16 protein-coding genes are annotated in these 20,617 nt (G+C 52.0%); 9 read left to right on the top strand and 7 right to left on the bottom strand.

Going from position 1 to position 20,617, the window contains the following annotated elements; translation table 11 throughout:
• Positions 1–168: 168 nt before the first annotated feature.
• Entirely contained in the window at positions 169–873 is a 705-nt protein-coding gene (locus ACYU8Y_RS13985; protein WP_460938183.1) for a hypothetical protein, read from the top strand.
• Between the two features lie 17 nt (positions 874–890).
• Here the strand turns inward: ACYU8Y_RS13985 and ACYU8Y_RS13980 are convergent, their stop codons facing one another.
• Positions 891–1,412 (bottom strand): RNA polymerase sigma factor, encoded by a 522-nt coding sequence (locus ACYU8Y_RS13980; RefSeq protein WP_460938181.1) that lies wholly within the window; start codon positions 1,410–1,412, stop codon positions 891–893.
• Positions 1,413–1,618: 206 nt separating this feature from the next.
• Between ACYU8Y_RS13980 and ACYU8Y_RS13975 the strand changes: the two genes are divergently transcribed.
• The 8 genes from ACYU8Y_RS13975 (at position 1,619) to ACYU8Y_RS13940 (ending at position 13,066) form a co-directional block, all read left to right on the top strand.
• On the top strand, positions 1,619–1,924 hold the full coding sequence (locus tag ACYU8Y_RS13975) for a (2Fe-2S) ferredoxin domain-containing protein (protein ID WP_460938179.1): 306 nt from the start codon (positions 1,619–1,621) through the stop codon (positions 1,922–1,924).
• Between the two features lie 53 nt (positions 1,925–1,977).
• Positions 1,978–2,667 (top strand): YjjG family noncanonical pyrimidine nucleotidase, encoded by a 690-nt coding sequence (locus ACYU8Y_RS13970; protein ID WP_460938177.1) that lies wholly within the window; start codon positions 1,978–1,980, stop codon positions 2,665–2,667.
• A 10-nt stretch (positions 2,668–2,677) separates the two neighbouring features.
• Positions 2,678–3,457 (top strand): 3-hydroxyacyl-CoA dehydrogenase, encoded by a 780-nt coding sequence (locus tag ACYU8Y_RS13965; protein ID WP_460938175.1) that lies wholly within the window; start codon positions 2,678–2,680, stop codon positions 3,455–3,457.
• A gap of 370 nt (positions 3,458–3,827) precedes the next feature.
• Positions 3,828–7,073 carry a SusC/RagA family TonB-linked outer membrane protein gene (locus ACYU8Y_RS13960; protein ID WP_460938173.1) on the top strand — a complete coding sequence of 1,082 codons (3,246 nt, stop codon included), beginning with the start codon at positions 3,828–3,830 and terminating at the stop codon, positions 7,071–7,073.
• 33 nt (positions 7,074–7,106) lie between these two features.
• A complete protein-coding gene (locus tag ACYU8Y_RS13955; RefSeq protein ID WP_460938171.1) occupies positions 7,107–8,705 on the top strand; it encodes a SusD/RagB family nutrient-binding outer membrane lipoprotein in 1,599 nt (532 codons plus the stop codon).
• A gap of 12 nt (positions 8,706–8,717) precedes the next feature.
• Positions 8,718–9,344 (top strand): hypothetical protein, encoded by a 627-nt coding sequence (locus tag ACYU8Y_RS13950; RefSeq protein ID WP_460938169.1) that lies wholly within the window; start codon positions 8,718–8,720, stop codon positions 9,342–9,344.
• 105 nt (positions 9,345–9,449) lie between these two features.
• Positions 9,450–12,260 carry a M14 family metallopeptidase gene (locus tag ACYU8Y_RS13945; protein ID WP_460938167.1) on the top strand — a complete coding sequence of 937 codons (2,811 nt, stop codon included), beginning with the start codon at positions 9,450–9,452 and terminating at the stop codon, positions 12,258–12,260.
• A 524-nt stretch (positions 12,261–12,784) separates the two neighbouring features.
• Complete coding sequence (locus tag ACYU8Y_RS13940; protein ID WP_460938165.1) at positions 12,785–13,066, top strand: hypothetical protein; 282 nt, start codon at positions 12,785–12,787, stop codon at positions 13,064–13,066.
• Between the two features lie 129 nt (positions 13,067–13,195).
• Here ACYU8Y_RS13940 and ACYU8Y_RS13935 read toward each other — a convergent pair whose 3' ends face one another.
• The 6 genes from ACYU8Y_RS13935 to ACYU8Y_RS13910 form a co-directional block, all read right to left on the bottom strand.
• A complete protein-coding gene (locus ACYU8Y_RS13935; protein WP_460938163.1) occupies positions 13,196–14,038 on the bottom strand; it encodes a ThuA domain-containing protein in 843 nt (280 codons plus the stop codon).
• 42 nt (positions 14,039–14,080) lie between these two features.
• On the bottom strand, positions 14,081–15,907 hold the full coding sequence (locus ACYU8Y_RS13930) for an ATP-binding protein (RefSeq protein ID WP_460938161.1): 1,827 nt from the start codon (positions 15,905–15,907) through the stop codon (positions 14,081–14,083).
• 5 nt (positions 15,908–15,912) lie between these two features.
• The gene (locus tag ACYU8Y_RS13925; protein ID WP_460938159.1) at positions 15,913–17,037 is read right to left on the bottom strand and encodes a sensor protein KdpD; all 1,125 of its coding nucleotides are present in this window, start codon (positions 17,035–17,037) and stop codon (positions 15,913–15,915) included.
• Between the two features lie 20 nt (positions 17,038–17,057).
• Entirely contained in the window at positions 17,058–18,206 is a 1,149-nt protein-coding gene (locus tag ACYU8Y_RS13920; protein ID WP_460938157.1) for a porin, read from the bottom strand.
• Between the two features lie 79 nt (positions 18,207–18,285).
• A complete protein-coding gene (kdpA, locus tag ACYU8Y_RS13915) occupies positions 18,286–19,992 on the bottom strand; it encodes a potassium-transporting ATPase subunit KdpA (protein ID WP_460938155.1) in 1,707 nt (568 codons plus the stop codon).
• Positions 19,993–20,052: 60 nt separating this feature from the next.
• On the bottom strand, positions 20,053–20,616 hold the full coding sequence (locus ACYU8Y_RS13910; RefSeq protein ID WP_460938153.1) for a K(+)-transporting ATPase subunit C: 564 nt from the start codon (positions 20,614–20,616) through the stop codon (positions 20,053–20,055).
• Between the last annotated feature and the right edge of the window lies 1 nt (position 20,617).

Below are 20,617 nucleotides of genomic sequence, written 5' to 3'. Positions count from 1 at the left end.
TTTTGTTTGAGCAAAACGACTTAAATCAAACGTTTTTTTGTCCTTCCGACGAAGGAGGAACCTTCGGACAAGGCTAATCTTTAGCTATTACACGAAGGTTCCTCCTTCGTCGGAAGGACAAAAAATGCCTGACTTATTTACCCGATTTATTAACGCCCCCAAACGTACGTGAAAGCTCCGCCTACTCGATCCGTTTCTTCCCAGCAAACTGGCCCGAAGGGGTTATTCTGGCGCACGGCTTTGGTCGCACTTTTACTCTGGATCACAATCGACGTATTTGTGCCGCGCCAGCACAGCATTCGACAGTTCGACGCGAAGGAAGTTGCCCGCCTGGAAACAGCCATGTGGCGATCCTATTATGACAAAAATCCAGCACTGTTGTTCTGGCAGTTGGCGGGTGGATTACGGCAACAATTCCATGCCCCTTTCTGGCGATCATTCGGCCTGGCATTTTTAGCGACCAAAGCCGCTTTCATTTTCAAAGAAGGCCACTCCCGGGCGGATTACCAACGGGCGATGCCTGCTCTGGTCACGTATTATGAAGCCATTCAGAAACTGACGGTAGAACGTTTTGATGTGCAGAAGGTAGCAGCTCTGGAGTTAGACTGGTGGATTGTTCATCGCCAGCGGGACCGCTACTCCTACGCTGACCTCTCCGTGGCGCTGGCGAAAACATCGGCAGCTCTGTATAATCAGCCAGTTTCCTCGTTCTCCACCTATGCCACTCTCCGGGCAAATGCTATGCGCCTGTGCGACGAAACCGGCCACAAGCCCGGCGGCACCACGGAAACTTCCTGGCAGAAAATCGAACAGGCGCTAAACCTGGCCTGGCGTACCCTGCACACCGTAGTTCGTCCGGCTAACGGAAGCTAGCTAATTTATAATTTAGGCTATGACCGGAGCTGCTGCATAGCCAGACGCAACTGTTGGCGAGCTGTTTCTGTCGGCAGGCCCATGGTACGAGCGGCTTCTTCGGGCGTGCATTTTTTAAACAGTACAGCATCAAGCAGTTCCTTCAACTGCGAATTGGTCGGGTGAGTATCGAAATGAACTGCCGGGGCAGGCTGGTGGGCCGGTAGCGTGACCTGCCCGGTTGTGGTTACCTGAAAGGCCGGGTATGGTACTCTATTACGCATTTGCAGCGCATCGGTTATAGCGTTGCGGGTAATGGTTAATAACCAGGCAAATACCGGCTGTTTTTCGGGCTCAAACAGACCAATCTCTGCCCCAACCGCTACAAATATTTTTTCCAGTAATGCTGCCGCTTCGTCTTTATTCAGAATGCTTTTAGTGATAACCCCGAACAGGGCGGGTGCATACCGATCATACAGGGCGTGAAAATCAACCTTGTTTATTGCATTCTGCCCACGGGGCAAGTCGAGTTTCTGGGGCTCGTTTATTGCACGACTCATAAAGGGGAAGATAGACTGGTGGCAGTCACCCGCTTGCCAGATACTAAGCCTTGCCAACCAGGTGTATAGCAACAACCTGTTGGTTACCCTTTGGTTTATATTTTTTTTATTCGGTAGCCAAACAACCAGATCAAGGAATCTGTACTCGTAAAGAAATGGTCGTTGCCGGGGTTCTTGTTACCTTTGGGTACTGATTCAAAAAACTTATGAAATACAAAAAGCACGTTTTTATCTGCAATAACCAGAAGGCCGCCCCCAAAAAGTCGTGTGGCGAAGCCCATGGCAATGAACTGGTCGATGCGTTCAAGGCAGCACTCGCCGAACGCGGTCTGTTAAAAGAAATGCGTGCCCAGCGCACCGGTTGCCTCGACGCCTGTGCCTTTGGGCCAGCCCTGGTCGTTTATCCCGAAGGTACCTATTATGGCAATGTTCAACTGTCCGATGTGGCCGAAATTGTCGACAGCCACCTGGTGAACGACCAACCCGTCGAACGACTTGTGCTCAATGTCTAGTGCTCTCGGTTTGTGCGGTTCCCGCCGTAACTACAAACCGTAACCCCTTTCCCATGTACAAACACCTCTTTTTCGACCTCGATCATACACTCTGGGACTTTGACCGAAATTCGTCCGAGTGCATTGCCGAGCTGTTCGAAACGCATCGGTTAGCCGATCTGGGCATTGCTTCGGCAGCTGAATTCAGTCGCCATTTTATTACTATAAACAAGCAGCTCTGGGCCGATTACGATAAGAACCTGATTGAACATGGCTACATTCGGAAGCACCGATTCCCGATGGTCTTTCGAGCCCTGGGCATCGATGAGTCAGCCGTTCATACGGACCTGAATGCCGAATACCTGCGGATGTTACCGGGCAAGCCCCATCTGCTGGAATCGGCCAAAGAACTGCTGGATTACCTGCACGGGCGCTATACGATGCACATCATCACGAATGGGTTTGCCGAAATTCAGGCGGTAAAGATGAATAGCTCCGACATCGCACATTATTTTACGCACGTCGTCACGAGCGAAAATGCCAACGCCAAAAAGCCGGATCCCCTCGTTTTTCAATATGCTCTGGACATAAGCGGTACGACGGCGGCAGAGAGTTTGATGATTGGTGACAATTACGAAGCCGACATTATGGGCGCGAAAGGGGTGGGGCTGGATACGGTTTTCTATAACCCGGAAAGTCACCCCGTCAGTGACCCACCAACCTACGACATCCGCCATTTGAAGGAGTTAATGGCCATTCTATAATTGACCGTATATGCAACTGACGCATGCAACTGCCCTTGTTACCGGAGGAGCTTCGGGGCTTGGCGAGGCAACAACACGCCTACTGGCCGCCAATGGAACCAATGTGGTTATTCTGGACCTGAACGACACGCAGGGGAACGCACTGGCGGAAGAGTTGGGCCCAACTGTCCGATTCCATAAAACCAACGTGACCGACGAAACCGACGTGCAGGCCGCCATCAATCTGGCCATTGGAACGTTCGGGAGTTTACAGATCGCTATTAACTGTGCGGGCGTAGCCGAAGCCCGAAAAACGCTCGGTAAAGTTGATGGCGTTTATGGTGCCCACTCCCTGTCGGTCTTTCAGAAAGTGATTTCCATCAACTTGATTGGCACGTTCAACGTCATTCGGCTGGCAGCATTAGCCATGGAAAAAAATGAGCCCAACCAGGAAAATGAACGGGGTGTTATTGTCAATACGGCGTCCGTAGCCGCCTACGACGGACAAATGGGGCAGGCGGCCTATGCGGCTTCCAAAGGGGGTATTGTGGGCATGACATTGCCCATCGCCCGCGATCTGGCCCGCTCCGGAATCCGAGTTATGACCATTGCACCGGGCCTTTTTGAAACGCCCTTACTCGCCAGTCTGCCCGAAGAAGCCCGGCTCTCCTTAGGGCAGCAGGTGCCGTTCCCTTCCCGACTTGGTCGGCCGGGAGAATACGCGCTACTCGTAAAAAGCATCATCGAGAACCCGATGCTGAATGGCGAAGTGATCCGACTGGATGGAGCCATTCGAATGGGCCCGAAATAAAGGGATTTAACATTGTACGCACAAAAGCCGCTGGGGAATGTCCCTGGCGGCTTTTGTGTGTCAATCAACAGGTACTTGCGGTGCAAGCGAAAAGCGTTACCTGATTTAGAATCCTACGTTGATACGACCGAACACAGACGGGCCATTATACCCGCCCTGATTGAGTTGCCCATTATTCTACCTCACGCTAGATAAGTAGAATTAATCATACGATAATCCATTAATAGTAATTAAAAAATATAATATGTAATTATAAAAATTTTGTGAAATTTTATTCTGCTTTACATCCAATATGTAAAATATAATAATTTATAATTGTGCTTTAATCTCTACAATTACTATTTGTATACTTCTCTCTTCCTCTACTTGCATGAAAGAACGTTTATTTGCTCTTCTTTTCTTACTTCCTATTCTTTCGTTTGGTCAGCAGCGCGTTGTTAGAGGTAAGGTGAGCGATGCCGCCGGGAAAGAATCGTTGCCCGGCACAACGGTAACGGTGAAAGGCGGGACGGTTGGAACGGTCACTGATGCCCAGGGATTGTATCAGCTAACGATTGCCGATAAATCAGCTACGCTGGTTTTCTCTTCGGTTGGCTTCCAACTCAAAGAAGTCGTTGTTGGAAATCAGGAAGTCATCAACGTAGCGCTGGATGCTGACACCAAGCAACTCAGCGAAGTAGTGGTGACAGCCGCCGGTATCAAGCGGGATAAGAATGCCCTGGGTTATTCTGTCAGCACGCTGGATGCCAACAAACTAGCCCAACGTTCTGAACCTGACCCACTTCGGGCGCTCACCGGCAAGGTAGCGGGCGTGAACGTACAGGGGTCGGGCGGTGCCGCCGGGGGCGCTACCAATATTACCATTCGGGGTAACTCATCGCTGGGCAACAACAATCAACCGCTGTTTGTGGTCGATGGTGTCCCCTTCGATAATTCCAGTTTTGGGAGTACCGACGGCTCCGTTGGCGGATCGACCATCACCAACCGGGCGTTTGACCTGGACCCGAATAATATTTTGACCATGACCGTTCTGAAGGGGGCCGCAGCAGCAGCCCTTTATGGTTCACGAGCTGCCAACGGGGCCATTATCGTGACCACCAAGGCCGGAAAAAGCCAGAGCAAGAAAGGGCTGGAAATTACGTATAGTACGGGCTACTCCACAGAAACCGTTGCCGGATTGCCCGACTACCAGACCAAGTATGGCCAGGGAACAAATTTCGACTACCGAAGTGGCGTCTTTGGTTCCTGGGGGCCACCCTATGCCGGCTACACGAGCCTGATTCCAACGCGGGCAACCATTCCGCATCCGCTCACGACCAACAACCGGTATCCATCGTCGGTCTTTCCGCAGTTTTACCAGGCCGATGGCATCACGCCCATTCAGGTGCCGTACCAGTCCTACGCACAATCCAACGCCAAGGATTTCTTCCGGACGGGCAGCGTTTTCGAGAACGCCCTGTCGGTATCGAATGCCAGTTCGAAAGGAAACTTTACGGTTGGTCTGTCCCGTACGGGCAACCAGGGCGTCGTGCCCGAGAACCAGATTACCCGCACAGGGGTGAACATCGGCGGGAACGCTCAGTTGGACAACAAATTCTACGTGAGTGGCGCCCTGAACTACGTCAACACGAGTCAGGTTTCCCCACAGGTATCAGCGGCCAACGGCAGTGGCAGTTCCATCCTGGACATTCTGATGTTCGTGCCCACCAGCTACGATCTCACCGGTTTTCCCAACACGAACCCGCTGAATGGCAACAACGTGTATGACCGGGTTGGTACGGATAACCCCTACTGGTCGGTGGTGAACAGCCCTACCACCAGTAAGGTAGATCGTTATTATGGAAACGTCGTGGTTGGCGTAGATCCGCTTCCTTGGCTGAATGTTCAGAATACCGTCGGGTTCAATGCCTATACCGATCGACGCATGGTGGTCAATGGCAAAGGGGGCGATTATTTCCCCAACGGCAACATCACTACCGATAATATCTATCGGCAGGAATTAGATAATACGTTGCTGCTGACGGCCACCAAACCCATTACGGAAAACATTGGCCTGAAAGTGATTCTGGGCAATAATGTGAACCAGCGACTCACTGAACGCCAGGTGGTGTTTGGCGACGGCATTATTTTTCGGGGTATCAACTCACTGAACAACACCAGCGTTACGATTCCCCGCGTGCTGCCCAACAACCGAAACAACTTCAAACAACGGTACTTCGCCTTCTTTACCGACATTTCGCTGGATTATAAAAATGTCGCGTTTTTGAATCTGGTTGCCCGCAACGACGTCTCCTCTACCCTACCCGCCAGCAACCGGAGTTACCTGTACGGGGGCGGCAGTGCGTCGCTGATTTTTACGGAAGCACTCAAGCTACCCAAAGGCGTGCTGTCGTTCGGTAAAGTTCGGGCAGGCTACACACGGGTAGGCAACGAAGCTACGCCTTACCAAACCCAAACGGTTTACATCGCTAACCCTATTTTAGGGGCTGGTTCGACTACGGGCGCCATCGCGTCGCCGTTCCTTGGTCAGAGTACCTTAAGCGAATCCGATCTGCTCGCCAACGCCAGCCTGAAACCGGAGTTTATCACCGAACTTGAGCTGGGTACCGAGTTGCAGTTTTTCAACAACCGGATCGGTCTGGACATTACGTACTATAAAAAACTCAGTACGTCGCAGATTTTCACCGTCAATGCCGTTCCCTCGTCGGGCTATACGCAAAAGGTGATCAACCTCGGCCGGTCATCCAATGAAGGCATCGAAATTGGTCTGAATGCCTCCCCGGTCAAACTCAAAAACGGGTTTAACTGGGATATTTCGTCGGCCTTCACCCTCAACCGGAACATCGTTCTGGACATTGGTACGCTCAAAGAACTGCCGTATGGCGGCTTCTCCGATTTGGGAAGCGTTCATATTGCCGGGCAGCCATACGGCCAGATTCGCGGATCGACCTATGCGAAAGACGAAGTCGGTAACATTCTGGTCAACCCCAACACGGGCAAACCAATTCTGAGCGGCAAAACCTCCGCCATCGGGAACCCCAATCCTGACTTTATCCTGGGCATCACCAACACCTTCAGCTACAAAGGCATTACGCTCAGCGCGCTGTTCGACTGGAAGAAAGGGGGCGATATGTATTCCTTTACGGCCTACGAACTACTAAGCCGGGGCGTCACCAAAGACACCGAAGAGCGGGAGGCCATTCTGGTCGGGCCGGGCGTACTGGGCGATGTCAATACGCTGAAACCCCTGCTGGATGGCGAAGGACGGAAAATCCCGAACAACATCGGTATCGGCGTTGCCGACTATTACTTCACCGGTGGTTTCGGACCGGGTGGCGCGGGCGAAACGAATATCTTCGACGCAACCGTTTTCCGGCTTCGGGAGGTTTCGCTAGGCTATCAGTTTCCCAAGAAGTGGCTTTCGAAAACCCCGTTTGGCTCGGCGTTCCTGTCCTTCAGTGGCCGTAACCTGTGGTATCTGGCCCCGAACTTCCCCAAGCACCTGAACTTCGACCCGGAGGTTAGTTCGCTGGGGGCGGGCAATTCGCAGGGCTTCGATTTCATCGGTATTCCCACAACACGCCGACTCGGCGCCAATCTCCGGTTCAGCTTCTGATTCGTCTCCAACAACTTCCCTCGAACTTATCTTATGCGATTTATAGTCCCTATACGACGTCTTTCTCTGGTGGGCCTGCTGTTTATTGGCTGGTCATGCAAAGACTTTGTTGACATCAATGCCGACCCGAACAATCCCGTCACACCGACCCTGGAGTTACTCTTGCCCGCCACCCAGATATCCATGACGGGTAGCCTGCGGGATGTGAATCAGGGCACTTCCATCCTGATGCAGCAGTTGTATTCCAGCAACACGAGCCGTAATTTCCAGGACGGCACCGATTATCAGCAATCCTGGAATGCCCTCTATACGCAGGCTTTGAATGACCTGGAGATCATCATTCGGGAGGGTACCCGCCTGCAACGATGGGATTACGTTTCCATTGCCAAGCTGGAAAAAGCTTATATCTACAGTTTGATGGTGGATCTGTGGGGTGACATCCCGTACACCGATGCCTCAAAAGGCAACGGCGTTTCTGACCCATCCTTCGAAAGCGGATCAGCGATTTATGACAAGCTGTTTCTGCTCATCGACGACGGTTTGGCCGATGCTGCCAAGGGGAATTTTGCCATCCAGCCAACCACCGCCGATGTCATTTACAAGGGCGACAAAGCGGCCTGGATCCGCATGGGCAACACCCTGAAACTGAAACTATACAATCAGATTCGACTGGTTCAGCCGGATAAGGCGAAGGCGGGTATCAGTGCCTTACTCAGCACGGGTGCGCCCCTGATCACCAGCAATGCGCAGGATTTCTCGTTTCGTTTTGGCACTACCGAAACCCCGGCTAACCGCCACCCCTGGCACCGAACCGAATACCAGGCGGGCAAAAATTACTACCTGAGTCAGGGATTTATTGAGCGGTTATTCAACACCGACGACCCCCGTATCCGGTACTACTTCTACCGCCAGACGTCGAACTACACGGTGGGTTTCACGCCAACCGGAAACGGCTACTTTGGCCGCTACACGGGCGATGCCAGTGCGTCGCCCAACGACAATGCCCTGAAGGCGACGGTGGGCGTTTATCCGGCGGGTGGTTTGTATGACAATAGTCCCATCAATAACGTGCCCGCCACGAACGTCTTCATAACCAACACCGGAGCCACGTCGAGCCCTAAAGTGGTAACGAACACCGACGGCACCGGTGCGGGCGTGTTTCCGTTCATGACCAACGCTATGGTGAAGTTCATTCTGGCCGAAGCGGCCCTCACCCTGGGTACGACCGGCGATGCCCGACAATTGTTTCAGGATGGCATTGCGGCTCATCTGAACAGTGTCAATACGATCTCGACAACCTCAGGTAATTCGGCGACACCCATGGCAGCTGCCACGATCAGTGCGTTTGTCGCCAACCGGGCGGCTCAATACGATGCCGCCGACGAAGCCGGAAAACTAAGCGCCCTGATGACCCAAAAATACATTGCGCTCTACGGCAACGGCATCGAATCGTATACGGATTACCGCCGGACGGGCTTACCGGTATTGCCCGCGCCTATTGCACCCCTGAATACGTTTCCCCTACGACTTTCCTATTCCATTACGGAATTAGCCACAAACGCGACCATCTCGGATAAAGCCGATCAGCTACAGACCGCTCAACAAACGACACCTGTTTTCTGGGATAAATAATCTGACGGAACCATGAAAAAGATTCTTTTATACGCTTCTCTCCTGCTGCTTATTGGGCTCGATGCCTGCAAAACAGAGGACTATGTCTGGGAAAACTGGGCTTATACGGCCGTCCCGCTGGTTGCGGTCAACACCGAAAAGTCGGCACTACCGACCATTGCAACGGCAAACACCTCCTTTTTTGACCTGGGCGCGGCCAATCTGGGTAGCCAGGTATTTGAATACACCCTAAAATGGGAAGGCTTCGGGAAGGCCGAAGTAAAGTCGATTGATGTTTATCTGGGTTTTACCAAAGCAGCCGCCAGCGGTAATCCGGCTTACCCCATTGTGGTCTCACAGCCGGGCGGCATCTACCCCAGCGTGACCCAGTTTCCGCTACCGAGCCGGGTAGGCACAAGCGATAAACTGTACGAGACGGTGACGGAGTTTCCCAAAACGTTTAGCGTGACAGCAGCTCAACTGGCAGCCTTCACGGGGACAAACCTCAGCACCGTTGCGCAGAATGACTATTTTATTTTCAAATTCATTCTGAATCTGGCCGACGGCCGTCAGATTGCCGGTTTCCAGGAAAACGTATGCGATGAAGCCCGTGGCGAAGTCGGCGACTGCCGGGTAGGCGTGCGTTTTCGGAAGAAATGACTTAGTTGCAATTGCCTCCGTGGCCCGTGAGACTACGGGCCACGAAAGTTTCACCCATAACCCAGTACCTTACAACTCCTTTTACTAACTTACCTTTCCTCAACAATGCGCTATTTTTCCAGTCTACTTTTCGGTACGCTGCTGCTCAGTTTCACAACAGTATGGTCACAAACCATTCCGTCGCCCAAAGAGCATTTTGGCTTTACTATCGGCGATGATTATCAACTCGCTACGTACACACAAACGGAGGCTTATTTCAAAAAGATAGCCGCGGCTTCCGACCGCGCAAAACTGGTCGATATTGGTATGACCGAAGAAGGTCGCCACCAATACATGCTGATCGTCTCGTCACCGGCCAACCTCAAGAAATTAGATCGGTACAAAGAGATTTCCCAAAAGCTTGCCCGGGCCGAAAACCTTACTGACGAACAGGCCCATGCGCTGGCCGACGAAGGCAAAGCCATTGTCTGGATCGATGGCGGCCTACACGCTACGGAAACCGTCGGGACGCACCAGCTCATCGAAACGATTTATCAATTGGTGAGTCGGAAAGACCCCGAAACCATGCGCATCCTGGATCGGGATGTGATTTTGCTAACCCACGCGAACCCCGATGGGCAAGAACTGGTAACCAACTGGTACATGCGGGAGTCGACCCCCGAAAAACGCTCGTTGGATAACGTTCCCCGCCTGTATCAGAAATACATCGGGCACGACAACAACCGCGATTTTTTCATGCTGAACATGAAGGAAACCCAGAATATTGCCCGCCAGTTGTTCGTCGAATGGATTCCGCAAATCATGTACAATCACCACCAGAGCGGCCCGGCGGGGTCGGTGCTGGCGGGTCCTCCCTATCGGGATCCGTTCAACTACGTATTCGATCCAATGATGGTCACGGGCATCGATGCCCTGGGTGCGGCCATGATCAACCGGTTGAACGGCGAGAACAAACCCGGCTTCACGCGTTTGGGCGGCTCTGTTTTCTCGACCTGGTACAACGGTGGGTTGCGGACCACCACGCACTTCCACAACATGATTGGTCTGCTGACCGAAATCATTGGCGGACCAACGCCCGAGAGCATCCCGCTGGTGCCCAAGCGCCTGATTCCGAATGGCAACACGCCCTTCCCGGTTACGCCACAAAAATGGCATTTCAAGCAGTCCATCGATTACTCCGTGTCGCTCAATTACGCGGTGCTGGATTATGCCGCCCGCCAGAACGACCAGTTGTTGTACAACATCTACCGCATGGGCAAGAACTCCATCGAACGGGGCAGCAAAGACTACTGGGCCCTGTCGCCGAAGCGAATCGACGCCATCGACGATGTATACAAGAACGACCCGAAGAAAGTGGTGCCTCCTACCAACGCGGCTCTGGCGCAGTACGGCTTTATCCCTAAAGGTGGTGGCATGCCGCTCAAGTATTATGATACCATCATGAAAGCGCCCATTTTGCGCGATCCCCGTGGATTTATCATTCCAGCCAATCAGCCGGATTTTGCTACCGCCGTTAAGTTTGTTAATGCGCTGATCAGAACGGGTATTCAGGTTCAGAAAGCCACCGCCGATTTTGCGGTAGCGGGCAAAAAATACCCGGCGGGCTCGTATGTTGTGAAAGCCGATCAGGCATTCCGGCCACACGTGATCGACATGTTCGAGCCGCAGGATCACCCCAATGATTTTCAGTATCCGGGTGGCCCACCCGTTCGTCCGTATGATGCCGCTGGCTGGACACTTGCTTATCTGATGAATGTCAAATTTGACCGTGTTCTGGATGGTTTCGATGGTCCCTTCCAGAAACTACCCTATGGCGAACTCCAGTCGCCGGAAGGCCACATTACGGGCAATACGGGGGCTGGCTATCTTTTAAGCGCCAAATCGAATAACTCATTCATCGCCGTAAACGATCTGCTGGCGGCTGGCGTTGAGGTCTATCGGTTGCCCAATGGAGTGGGAGACAAATCGGCCGTGGAGGCCGGAGCCTTCTTTGTTCCTGCCTCAGCAAAGGCCAAATCGCTGCTGGATAAATCGGCAAAAGACCTCGGCATCAACGTAACCGGCCTGTCGAAGCGCCCCGGAACAACGTTATCGAAAGTGGCTCCCATGCGCATTGCGTTGTGGGATACGTACGGCGGCTCGATGCCGTCGGGCTGGATTCGCTGGATGATGGAGCAGTATCATTTCCCCATGAAGGTGGTCTACCCCGCAGATATCGATGCCGGCGACCTACGGAAGAACTATGACGTTATCGTTTTCGTAACCCGCGCGATACCACCCGTTGGCGGTAAGGATGAGGATATTTTCAGCCTGTTTGGCACAGAGCCCAAGGTCGAAAACACACCCGCTGAATACCGTCCGTGGATGGGTAAAATCACCGCGGCCAAATCGGTTCCTCAGTTGAAAACGTTCCTGGAAGCAGGCGGAACCGTGGTGACCATTGGCAGCAGTACTAATCTGGCCTATCACCTGGGCTTGCCGGTTAAAAATGCGCTTACCGAGATGACTACTAGTGGTGTCGAAAAACCGCTGCCCGGTGAGAAATATTACATTCCGGGAAGTGTCCTGCGCGTGAATCTGGACTCAACTCAGCACGCAACCTGGGGGATGTCGAACAAGAGCGATGTGTATTTCGACGCCAGCCCGGTTTTCAAAATAGCCCCCGATGCCATTGCCAAAGGACTGGTAAAACCATTGGCCTGGTTCGACAGTGGCAAACCGCTCCGCAGCGGCTGGGCCTGGGGACAGTCGTATTTGCAGGATGGTGTGGCCGCTTTTGTAGCCCCGGTCGGGCTGGGTAAATTGTATGCCTTCGGTCCCGAAATCACGTTCCGGGCTCAGTCGCATGGCACCTTCAAACTCCTGTTCAATCAGTTGTATACCACAGGCTCAGCCAGTCGGGCGTTGCGTCTGTAGCGGGCAGCGGCCAATAAAAAACAGCCAACAGCGCTGTTGACCTTATTACTTAAATCCTGGCAGACGGGGACGTTGCTCACATTGAGCCAATGTCCCCGTCTACGTTTTAGGACGTTTCATTCGTTACGCGCTAAACCTATATACATATCCGTTCTGACACACGCTGTTCCGATATATCGCCCGACGAACTGAAGGCATGTTCTTATAACCTACTATTTTTCCGCTAAGCGAATCAGTATGAGATAGAAATAAAATTTATATACATTAAACAGAACAAGTAAATAAAATTAAACTACGAAGCTTATATTGCGAACAAGTTGTATTCGCATACCGCGAATTATCTCCATTATTAAGATTCGTAACTACTTACAAAACATGAATAACTGTCTTTTATTACTCATTCAAACCACTTCACAAACATATTTTCTCCTGCCTCTATAGCATAAACCTGTACACTATTTCATCAAACCCTCCTTTGCCAAAACGGAACCTAGTTAGTTTCTTCTTTATCCATCTTTGAATTGATGAACGTGCAGCAGTTAAACAAATTGACATTCTCCGAACAGTTAGTACTGATCCCCATAAAAGGGCGATTTATCGCTGAACGACAGAACAGCGAACACCAAGTTAAACTTTATTATTTGGGTAACCATTTTGTTGAAATTTACTATAAATGGCCGGTTAATCGCGGGTTGGGGGCACATTGGGAGCCTTACCAGGTGAGCGCTTTTGTCGATAATGCGGGCTGTACCGATCGCCTGACGCCCTATGTCGAACAACTTACCTTGGGTGACCTAAAAAAATAGGTATTCTTCAAGCGCAGGTTTTACCGGGCAGTATAAGTAGACTACACCCGATAAAACCTGCGCTTGCGACCACTACGCTCATTTCATTCGGCGTTCTGCATCGATGGCGCAAAACTACCCGTTGGGCTTTTACCGGATAGGCGTATCGCGGGAATCGGCGTAGGCTTTGCTGAAATCGATTTTTGTAACCTGTCCGGCAACGTACCGAATGCCCTGAAAAATATGCCGAATGAAAGTCGTGTCATTTTCATAGTCGGTTTTGGCGTGGCCCAGGGTCGTGCACCAGGTATAGCCCCCATCGAAATTGTAGTACCAGGCCGATGGGTAAAGTTTGGTATAGGAGCCGCCGAACGCTTTTATTTTTTCGGGTTCGTCCTGATTCAGCGTAGTCAGGTCATTGGCCATGATGACTGTTGAGCCAGGCGACATGTCTTTGATAAAATAGAACTCGTCTTCTTTCGACCACAATTTAGGCAGGCCCTGCATCGACGGATTTTTCGTATCGATCACCTCAACCGTGAATTTCTGAAACTTAGGGTGCCAGGCAAACGTACCGCCAATCATGCGTTTGAACCAGGTCCAGTTGCGCTCGGTGCCCATTACGGAGTGAATACCGACAAAGCCGCCCCCCGCTTCAATGTATCGCCGAAAAGCCAGCCGCTGGGCATCCGTATCGAACACATCGTTGTTGGTGCTGGGAAAGAGCAGAAGCGTATATTGCTTTAGGTTATCTTCCGTAAAAACCGTGGGCTGGTCCGATACGTCGACCGCGAAGCCATTGAGCCGACCAAGATTCTGGATGCACTGAACGGCGTTAGGAATGTTATCATGCACATAGCCTTTCCCGTTTTTGGTGTACACCAGCACCTTAACTTTCTTCCAGTTGATCGCCGTGTTCTGACACCACGCCACACGTGTACTGAGTAAAAGAAGCACGAAACCAACAAGCCCTATCGTACTGATTCGATTCATCGTTTGTGTGTAGTTGATGAATCTATAAGCAGCGAGGCCGGGTTATCTACGCGTATTCACCGGTTCGGGGTCGATGGGAAGCCGAAAAAAGAAAGCCGCTCCATCGGTAACGGACGTATCCAGGCCGATTTTTCCGTTCATGCTCTGAATGAATTCGCTCGAAATAGCCAACCCAAGCCCCGTACCGCTCGTCGACGATTCGTTGGCCTGTCCGTTCACGGTAGGTGCTTTGAAGTAGCGGTCAAAAACCCGGTTCTGGTGTTCCGTTCGAATACCCGATCCATGATCGCGCACCCGAAATTCAACAAACGTGCTGGCTTTTCTGGCCAGTACTTCAATCACGCTATCGGTGGGGCTATGCCGAATGGCATTTGACAGAAAGTTAACCAATACCCACGATGCTTTGTCGGGATCGGCCAGCACGATGGGAAGCCCGGCGGGGGCGGTCACGTCTAGGGAAATGTGTTTGTTTTCGGCGGCCACTTTAAGGGCGTTGGTCGCATAATTGACAATATCGGCGGGGGCAACGGCCTGGATGTTCAGTTGGATTTGTCCTGATTCGACCTGCGCCATATTGAGGAGTTCACCCGTGAGATTGAGCAGCCGGTTTATGTCGTCGCCAACATTGGCGACAAGCGCTTTCTGTTCCTCGTTCAACACCCCAACGCGACTGTCTTCCAGCAGCTTAAGGCTCATCTTACTACTCGACAGGGGCGTTTTCAGTTCGTGCGAGATGGTGGCGATGAAGTTGGTTTTTGCCAGATCAAGTTCTTTATAGGGCGTTATGTTTTCGAGCACCATCACATACCCCGCCAGTTGGGGCTGATCTTCGCCGATGGGCGTCACCTCTACCGTATGCGTCCGTTGGTTAAAATAACTTTCTTTCCCCTCCCCTTCCTGATTCGTGCTGGTGGAGCCCTCCGGACCAGGATCATAAATCTTCAAGAAGCCATTGCGCTCGGGTTCGGCTTTATTCCCCGACATTACATCCTGGATCAGCGTCCGCATCAGGTCGTTGGAAGCCGCCACGTCGGGGGCATACTGGCCGATCAACTTCGCTTCCTCGATGCCCAGCAGGCGGCAGGCAACGGGGTTGGCAAACAGTATCCGCTTGTTTTCGTCCATGCCCACAATACCTTCGCTCATAATCTGAATGAGCGTGTCGATCCGCCGTTTTTCGAACAGCACTCGGGCCAGGCTGGAGTGTTCGTATTCGTCCAGTTTCTGCGCCATGAGGTTAAACGAGCGGGCCAATTCCCCAAATTCGTCGTTGGATTCGATATGCAGGCGCTCTTCAAAATTGCGTTTGGCTACCTGTTTGATCCCGCGTGTCAGTTCCCGAACAGGGTTGGCCACGTAGCCGGGAAAATTCACGATAAATGAAAACAGGATCAGGAAGCACAACGTCCCAACGGCAAGCAGCCACAACAGGGCATCTTTGGCCGTTTGTTTAGCCACTTCATTCTTTCGGACAATAGCCTGCCGGTTCAGATCGTCGAGCGAAAATAAATGCTGCCGAATGCGCGAAATAATGACCGGGTCCATAGGGCCGGTTCGCAGTCGGTTAAACTCCCGGCGCAAGCTACTCGTCAATTCCTGTTCGCCTACTTCGGTAACGTTAGCTTCCTGCTTTTTCAGATTTCGATCAAAATCCGTTACCCCGTCGGGGTCGCGGCCAACCGGATCCGTCATCATGGCCAGTGCCTTCTGCATGTTGCTGGCGTACTGAAGCGAGATGTAGTTATCCTTCAGAATAGCCTGTGAATCGTTGGAAAGCTCGTTCAGGTAGTACGCGCCCAAGCCACCGAGCGCCACGATAATGGCGAACATAAAGGCCAGAGCGGCCGCTATTTTGCTTTTAATACTCATGGCTGCTACGAGAGTATGATCAGGTCGGTATCGGAACCCGACAGTTTGGTGAGAAGTTGGTTAAAGGCATTCGTCTGCAGAATAATCTGGATCAGCGTTAGGTGTGGTTTACCAATGCAAACCGTTGTCACATTTCGTTTTTCCACTTCCACCATGATGCTATTAACGATATTACTGCTTTTCACCTGAATAACCTCTGCTCCAAGCTCCGTAGCGACTTTAAGATTGTTGATCAAATGGCGTTGTACATCGAGTTTAATCCGGTCTGAGTTCTCGTCCGGGGTCTGTACATACAGCACAAACCAGCGCGAGTTATAGTACGAAGCCAGCCGTGCGGTTTTACGGATTACCCGGCGGGCAATTTCATGGTTAGAACTGATAGCGGCCAGAAAACGCTCTGGTTTGGCTTTTAGGCTCGACGGCAACGACGTTTCTATTTTCCGTTCGACGGCGGTGGCTACCTCACGCAGGGCCAGTTCACGCAGTTGCAGAATTCGTTCGGGCTGAAAGAAGTTGTTAAGCGCAGTTTCAACCTTCGTCCGTTCGTAAATCTTTCCCTCCTTGAGCCGGGTGATGAGTTCGTCGGCGGTCAGATCGATATTGACTACTTCGTCGGCCATTTGCAGCACCCGATCCGGCACTCGTTCGGTTACGTCGATACCCGTGATGGTCCGTACCGAGGCATGCAAACTTTCGATATGCTGAATATTGACAGCACTGACAACGTTGATGCCCGCGTCCAGAATCTCGACGACATCCTGCCAGCGTTTTTCATTTTTCGAACCGGGAATATTGGTATGCGCCAATTCATCCACGATAACCAGCTCAGGGTGCAGGTTGATGACCGCCTGCAGATCCATCTCCTCCAGTTCGCGCCCACGGTAAAACAAAGTACGCCGGGGAATGAGCGGAAGCCCGTCGATAAGGGCGTGGGTTTCGGCCCGTTTGTGTGTCTCAATGAACCCAATCTTAACGTCGATTCCGGCCCGCAGCAGGGCATGCGCTTCCTGCAACATGCGGTATGATTTCCCCACGCCTGCGCTCATGCCAATATAAATCTTGAACTTCCCCCGCCTTGACTGGCGGAGGAGGTTCAGAAAATGCTCTGCGTTCTGATCGTTAGGGCTCATTGGGTTGACAAAAAGACAGATTAAAAACTAATCGCCAAACTCGTTGTCAGGGAGGTATTCGTTTTGCTCAGACTGGTTTTCGATTCAAAGATAGCATCCTGACTGTCGTACACTTTACCTTCGACCCGAAACAGGGCATTGGGCAGAATAGCATAATCGACGTTGAGCGAATAGCCCCAGGTTTTGAATCCGTTGGGCGTTCCGGTAGCGATGATCACGCCATTCTTATCGTCATAATACTCAACCCGGCCGGCCAGTTTAACCACATCGCTTACGGAATACCGAACGATGGCTACCGGCGAGTACCAGACGTAACTCCCCGACCCGACCCGGCGATCTCCCGTACCGATGGGTTTCCGATCAGCGCCAATATCGAAGCCAAGAATGGCACTTACCCGGCGGTTTGGGTTGATGATGGCGTAGACGTTATTGAAAAAGCGCGTCTGCTTCAACGAATCAGGCCGGTCGCTACCCAGGAACGTACTCCAGTTCAAAACCAGGTTGGCATTGGGTTTATACTGCACCTGGGTACTAAGCGACGGACCCGAATAGCCCGGTAGTTTGGCAATCCGCTGCCAGCCATTCAGTACCGAGCCCAACAATGTCCATTTGCCGTTCGGCGTATTGTACGTCAGCTTGGCTCCCGACAGATAGTAGGGTGAATTTTCGGCCAGTATGCTCCGGGTCAGCGTCCAGCAATCTTTCGAAATGGCGCTTTCAAAGCCAATGTGCGAGGAGAAAATACCGGCGTCCAGCCACAGATCCTTTGTTTTACTCAGCTTTACGCCCGCATTAGCTTCGAATATATTCTTCACCAACGGCTGCTCGGCGGCATAGTTGTACTGCGCGTATGTACCCACCTGAATGGCGAGATTGGCCCGCACCCGGTCGCTGCTGTAGGCTCCTTTGATGAACGCCAGGTTCACGTTCACTTCCCGGTTTCGTTTGTGGTTATAAATAAAGCCAGGGCGTTCCTGGGCAGTTTTCGGGGCGGTAAAATCGTGCGCATAATACGCTTCGACATAGCCGGAAACGGTTAGCCCTGAGTTAGGTGCTATGGTCGACTGGGCCTGGGTGGGAGCCGAAACCGTGGTTGTGTCCGTTGTCTGCGCCAGCGACGTGGTCAGTACACCAGCAATAAAGGCTGATGTCGTAAAAATGGTTTTCATAGTTATGGTTTTGTTGTATTCAAGTTGTTGATCGTGCTCGACCCTCCCGGTGAAAGGGCCAAGTGTGAATCATTGTAAATCAGGGCCGATTCCCCTGGGTTAAAAACTCAGCGATGGGGCCAATCGCTAAAGCCGGGAAAAAGCTTAAGGCACCGATAATGAAAATGATGGCTGTTAGCAGCAGGCCAAAGGTCCATGATTCGGTAGGCAGCACACCCATTGTAGGTGGGGTATAGTGCTTTTGAAATAAGAGGCCCCCAATGGCCAGCGGTCCGATGATGGGAATAAACCGGCCCAGCAGCATCACTACCGCCGTTGACAGATTCCAGAAGGGGGTGTTATCACCAAGCCCCTCAAAGCCCGACCCGTTGCCAGCCGCCGACGAAACATATTCATACAGCATGGTTGTAAAACCATGGTATCCTGGATTGCTCAGCCAGCCGATGTCTGGCTGGGCATTCTGAATAACTACGGCTACGGCCGTGGCCGCTAAATACGAAAAGGGAAGAATAACAATGACAAACGTCGCGATTTGTATTTCTGGTATGCTTACTTTTTTGCCCAGTAACTCAGGCGTTCGGCCAATCATCAGACTCCCAATGAAAATAGCCAGAATGATGTACAGAAACATATACAGAAAGCCAGTACCTACCCCACCGTAGAAAGCATCCAGTTGCATCCCCAACAGCATAAATACCCCTGACAACGGCGTATAACTGTCGTGCATCGAGGTGAGCGTACCCGCCGGAATGACCACGTTTACCCCGCACCAGAAAGCCGATGCCAGCGTACCAAACCGCATTTCCTTCCCTTCTAAACTGCCCGCTGACTGATCGATACCCAACTGACTGATCGCTGCATTGCCCCCCAGTTCCTGCTGCATCGTGGGGATGGTCAGCACCAGCCAGCAACCCGTCATAACGGTGAACAGGATAATGGCCAGCTTCCGTCGATTGATAAAATAGCCCAGGAAAACAACAAACGCCATGGGCAGCACAAACACATTGATCAGGTTAATGATATAGCTCACCATAGAAGGATTTTCAAACGGATGAGCCGTATTGGCACCGAAAAATCCTCCTCCATTCGAACCCAGATGTTTGATAGGCAGCATAGCAGCAACAGGTCCCTGCGCAATGGTTTGTTCGATTCCTTCCAACGTTTTAATGACCGTGTATGGACTGAACGTCATGGGCACTCCTGCGAACAGAAGTAGTATCGCGCCAATCAATGACAGCGGTAGAAAAACCCGCGTTATTGAGCGCACAAAGTCCTCGTAGAAATTGCCAACGCTCATACTGGTTTTGGCTTGTAATGACCGGACCACCGCCACTCCCACCGCCAGACTCGTTCCCGCTGAGACGAACTGAAGAAAAGTCAGCACTGCCATCTGCGTAAAATACGTCGCGCCACTTTCTCCAGAATAGTGCTGAAGGTTAGTACTGGTCAGAAAGCTAATCGCCGTATTGACGGCCAGCGTCCATTCCATCGATGGGATGCCCCGCTGATTCCAAATCGGAATACTAGCCTGCACCAGCAGAATGATAAACCCATAGACTAGCCACACCCCATTGATGGTCAGTAGCGCCACGGCATATTGCCGCCACGTCATCGGTTGAGTTGGATCAATGCCGCCCAGTCGGTAAAAAAAGCTTTCCAGCGGAGACAGAAAATCCAATCCACTCGTTTCGCCGTTGAATACACGATTCATGTACCAACCAACGCAAACGGCCAACCCAACGGCCAGGCTAAACAAAAGGCCAAGCCCTATATACTGCATTACCATGGTGGTGTCTGATCGATGAACCGGTTAGCCTGGCTGTCAACCGGGCCAACCGGCACTATCTTATTTTACCTGATCGAGCGCTACGTTTAAGGCTAACACGTTCACTTTGGCGGGTCCAAATACACCCAACAAAGGCCCTTCCGTCTGTTGATCAACCAGTTGATTCAGTCGTTCCACCGGGATGCCGCGTACTTTAGCAATGCGGGCCACCTGAATTTTGGCTCCGGCGGGCGACAAGTCCGGATCGAGGCCCGAACCCGACGCGGTAACTAACTCGGCAGGAATATCTTCTTTCCGAACACCGGGGTTATGTACCAGAAAAGTGTCAATGCGGGTCTGCACCGTTTTCAGGTAATCCGGATTCGAGGGGCCTTTGTTCGACCCCGCCGAGCCGGATGCATTGTAGTCTACGGCCGACGGACGGCTGTTGAAATAGCGATCTTCGGTAAACTTCTGCCCAACCAGCGCGTAGCCAACGACTTTACCGTTGGCCGTTACCGTTTCACCTTTGCCTTCTCCGGGCGCAAACCGGGCAACACCCGCTACGACCAGTGGGTAAACAACGGACAGAATGACCAGCATAACGAGCGTAAGACGAATGGCGGGTGCAATGTGATTTTTCATG

The organism is Spirosoma humi, assembly GCF_054776575.1.
Note: the sequence above shows the minus strand (reverse complement) of the source record. Positions and strands in the feature narration are given on the sequence as shown.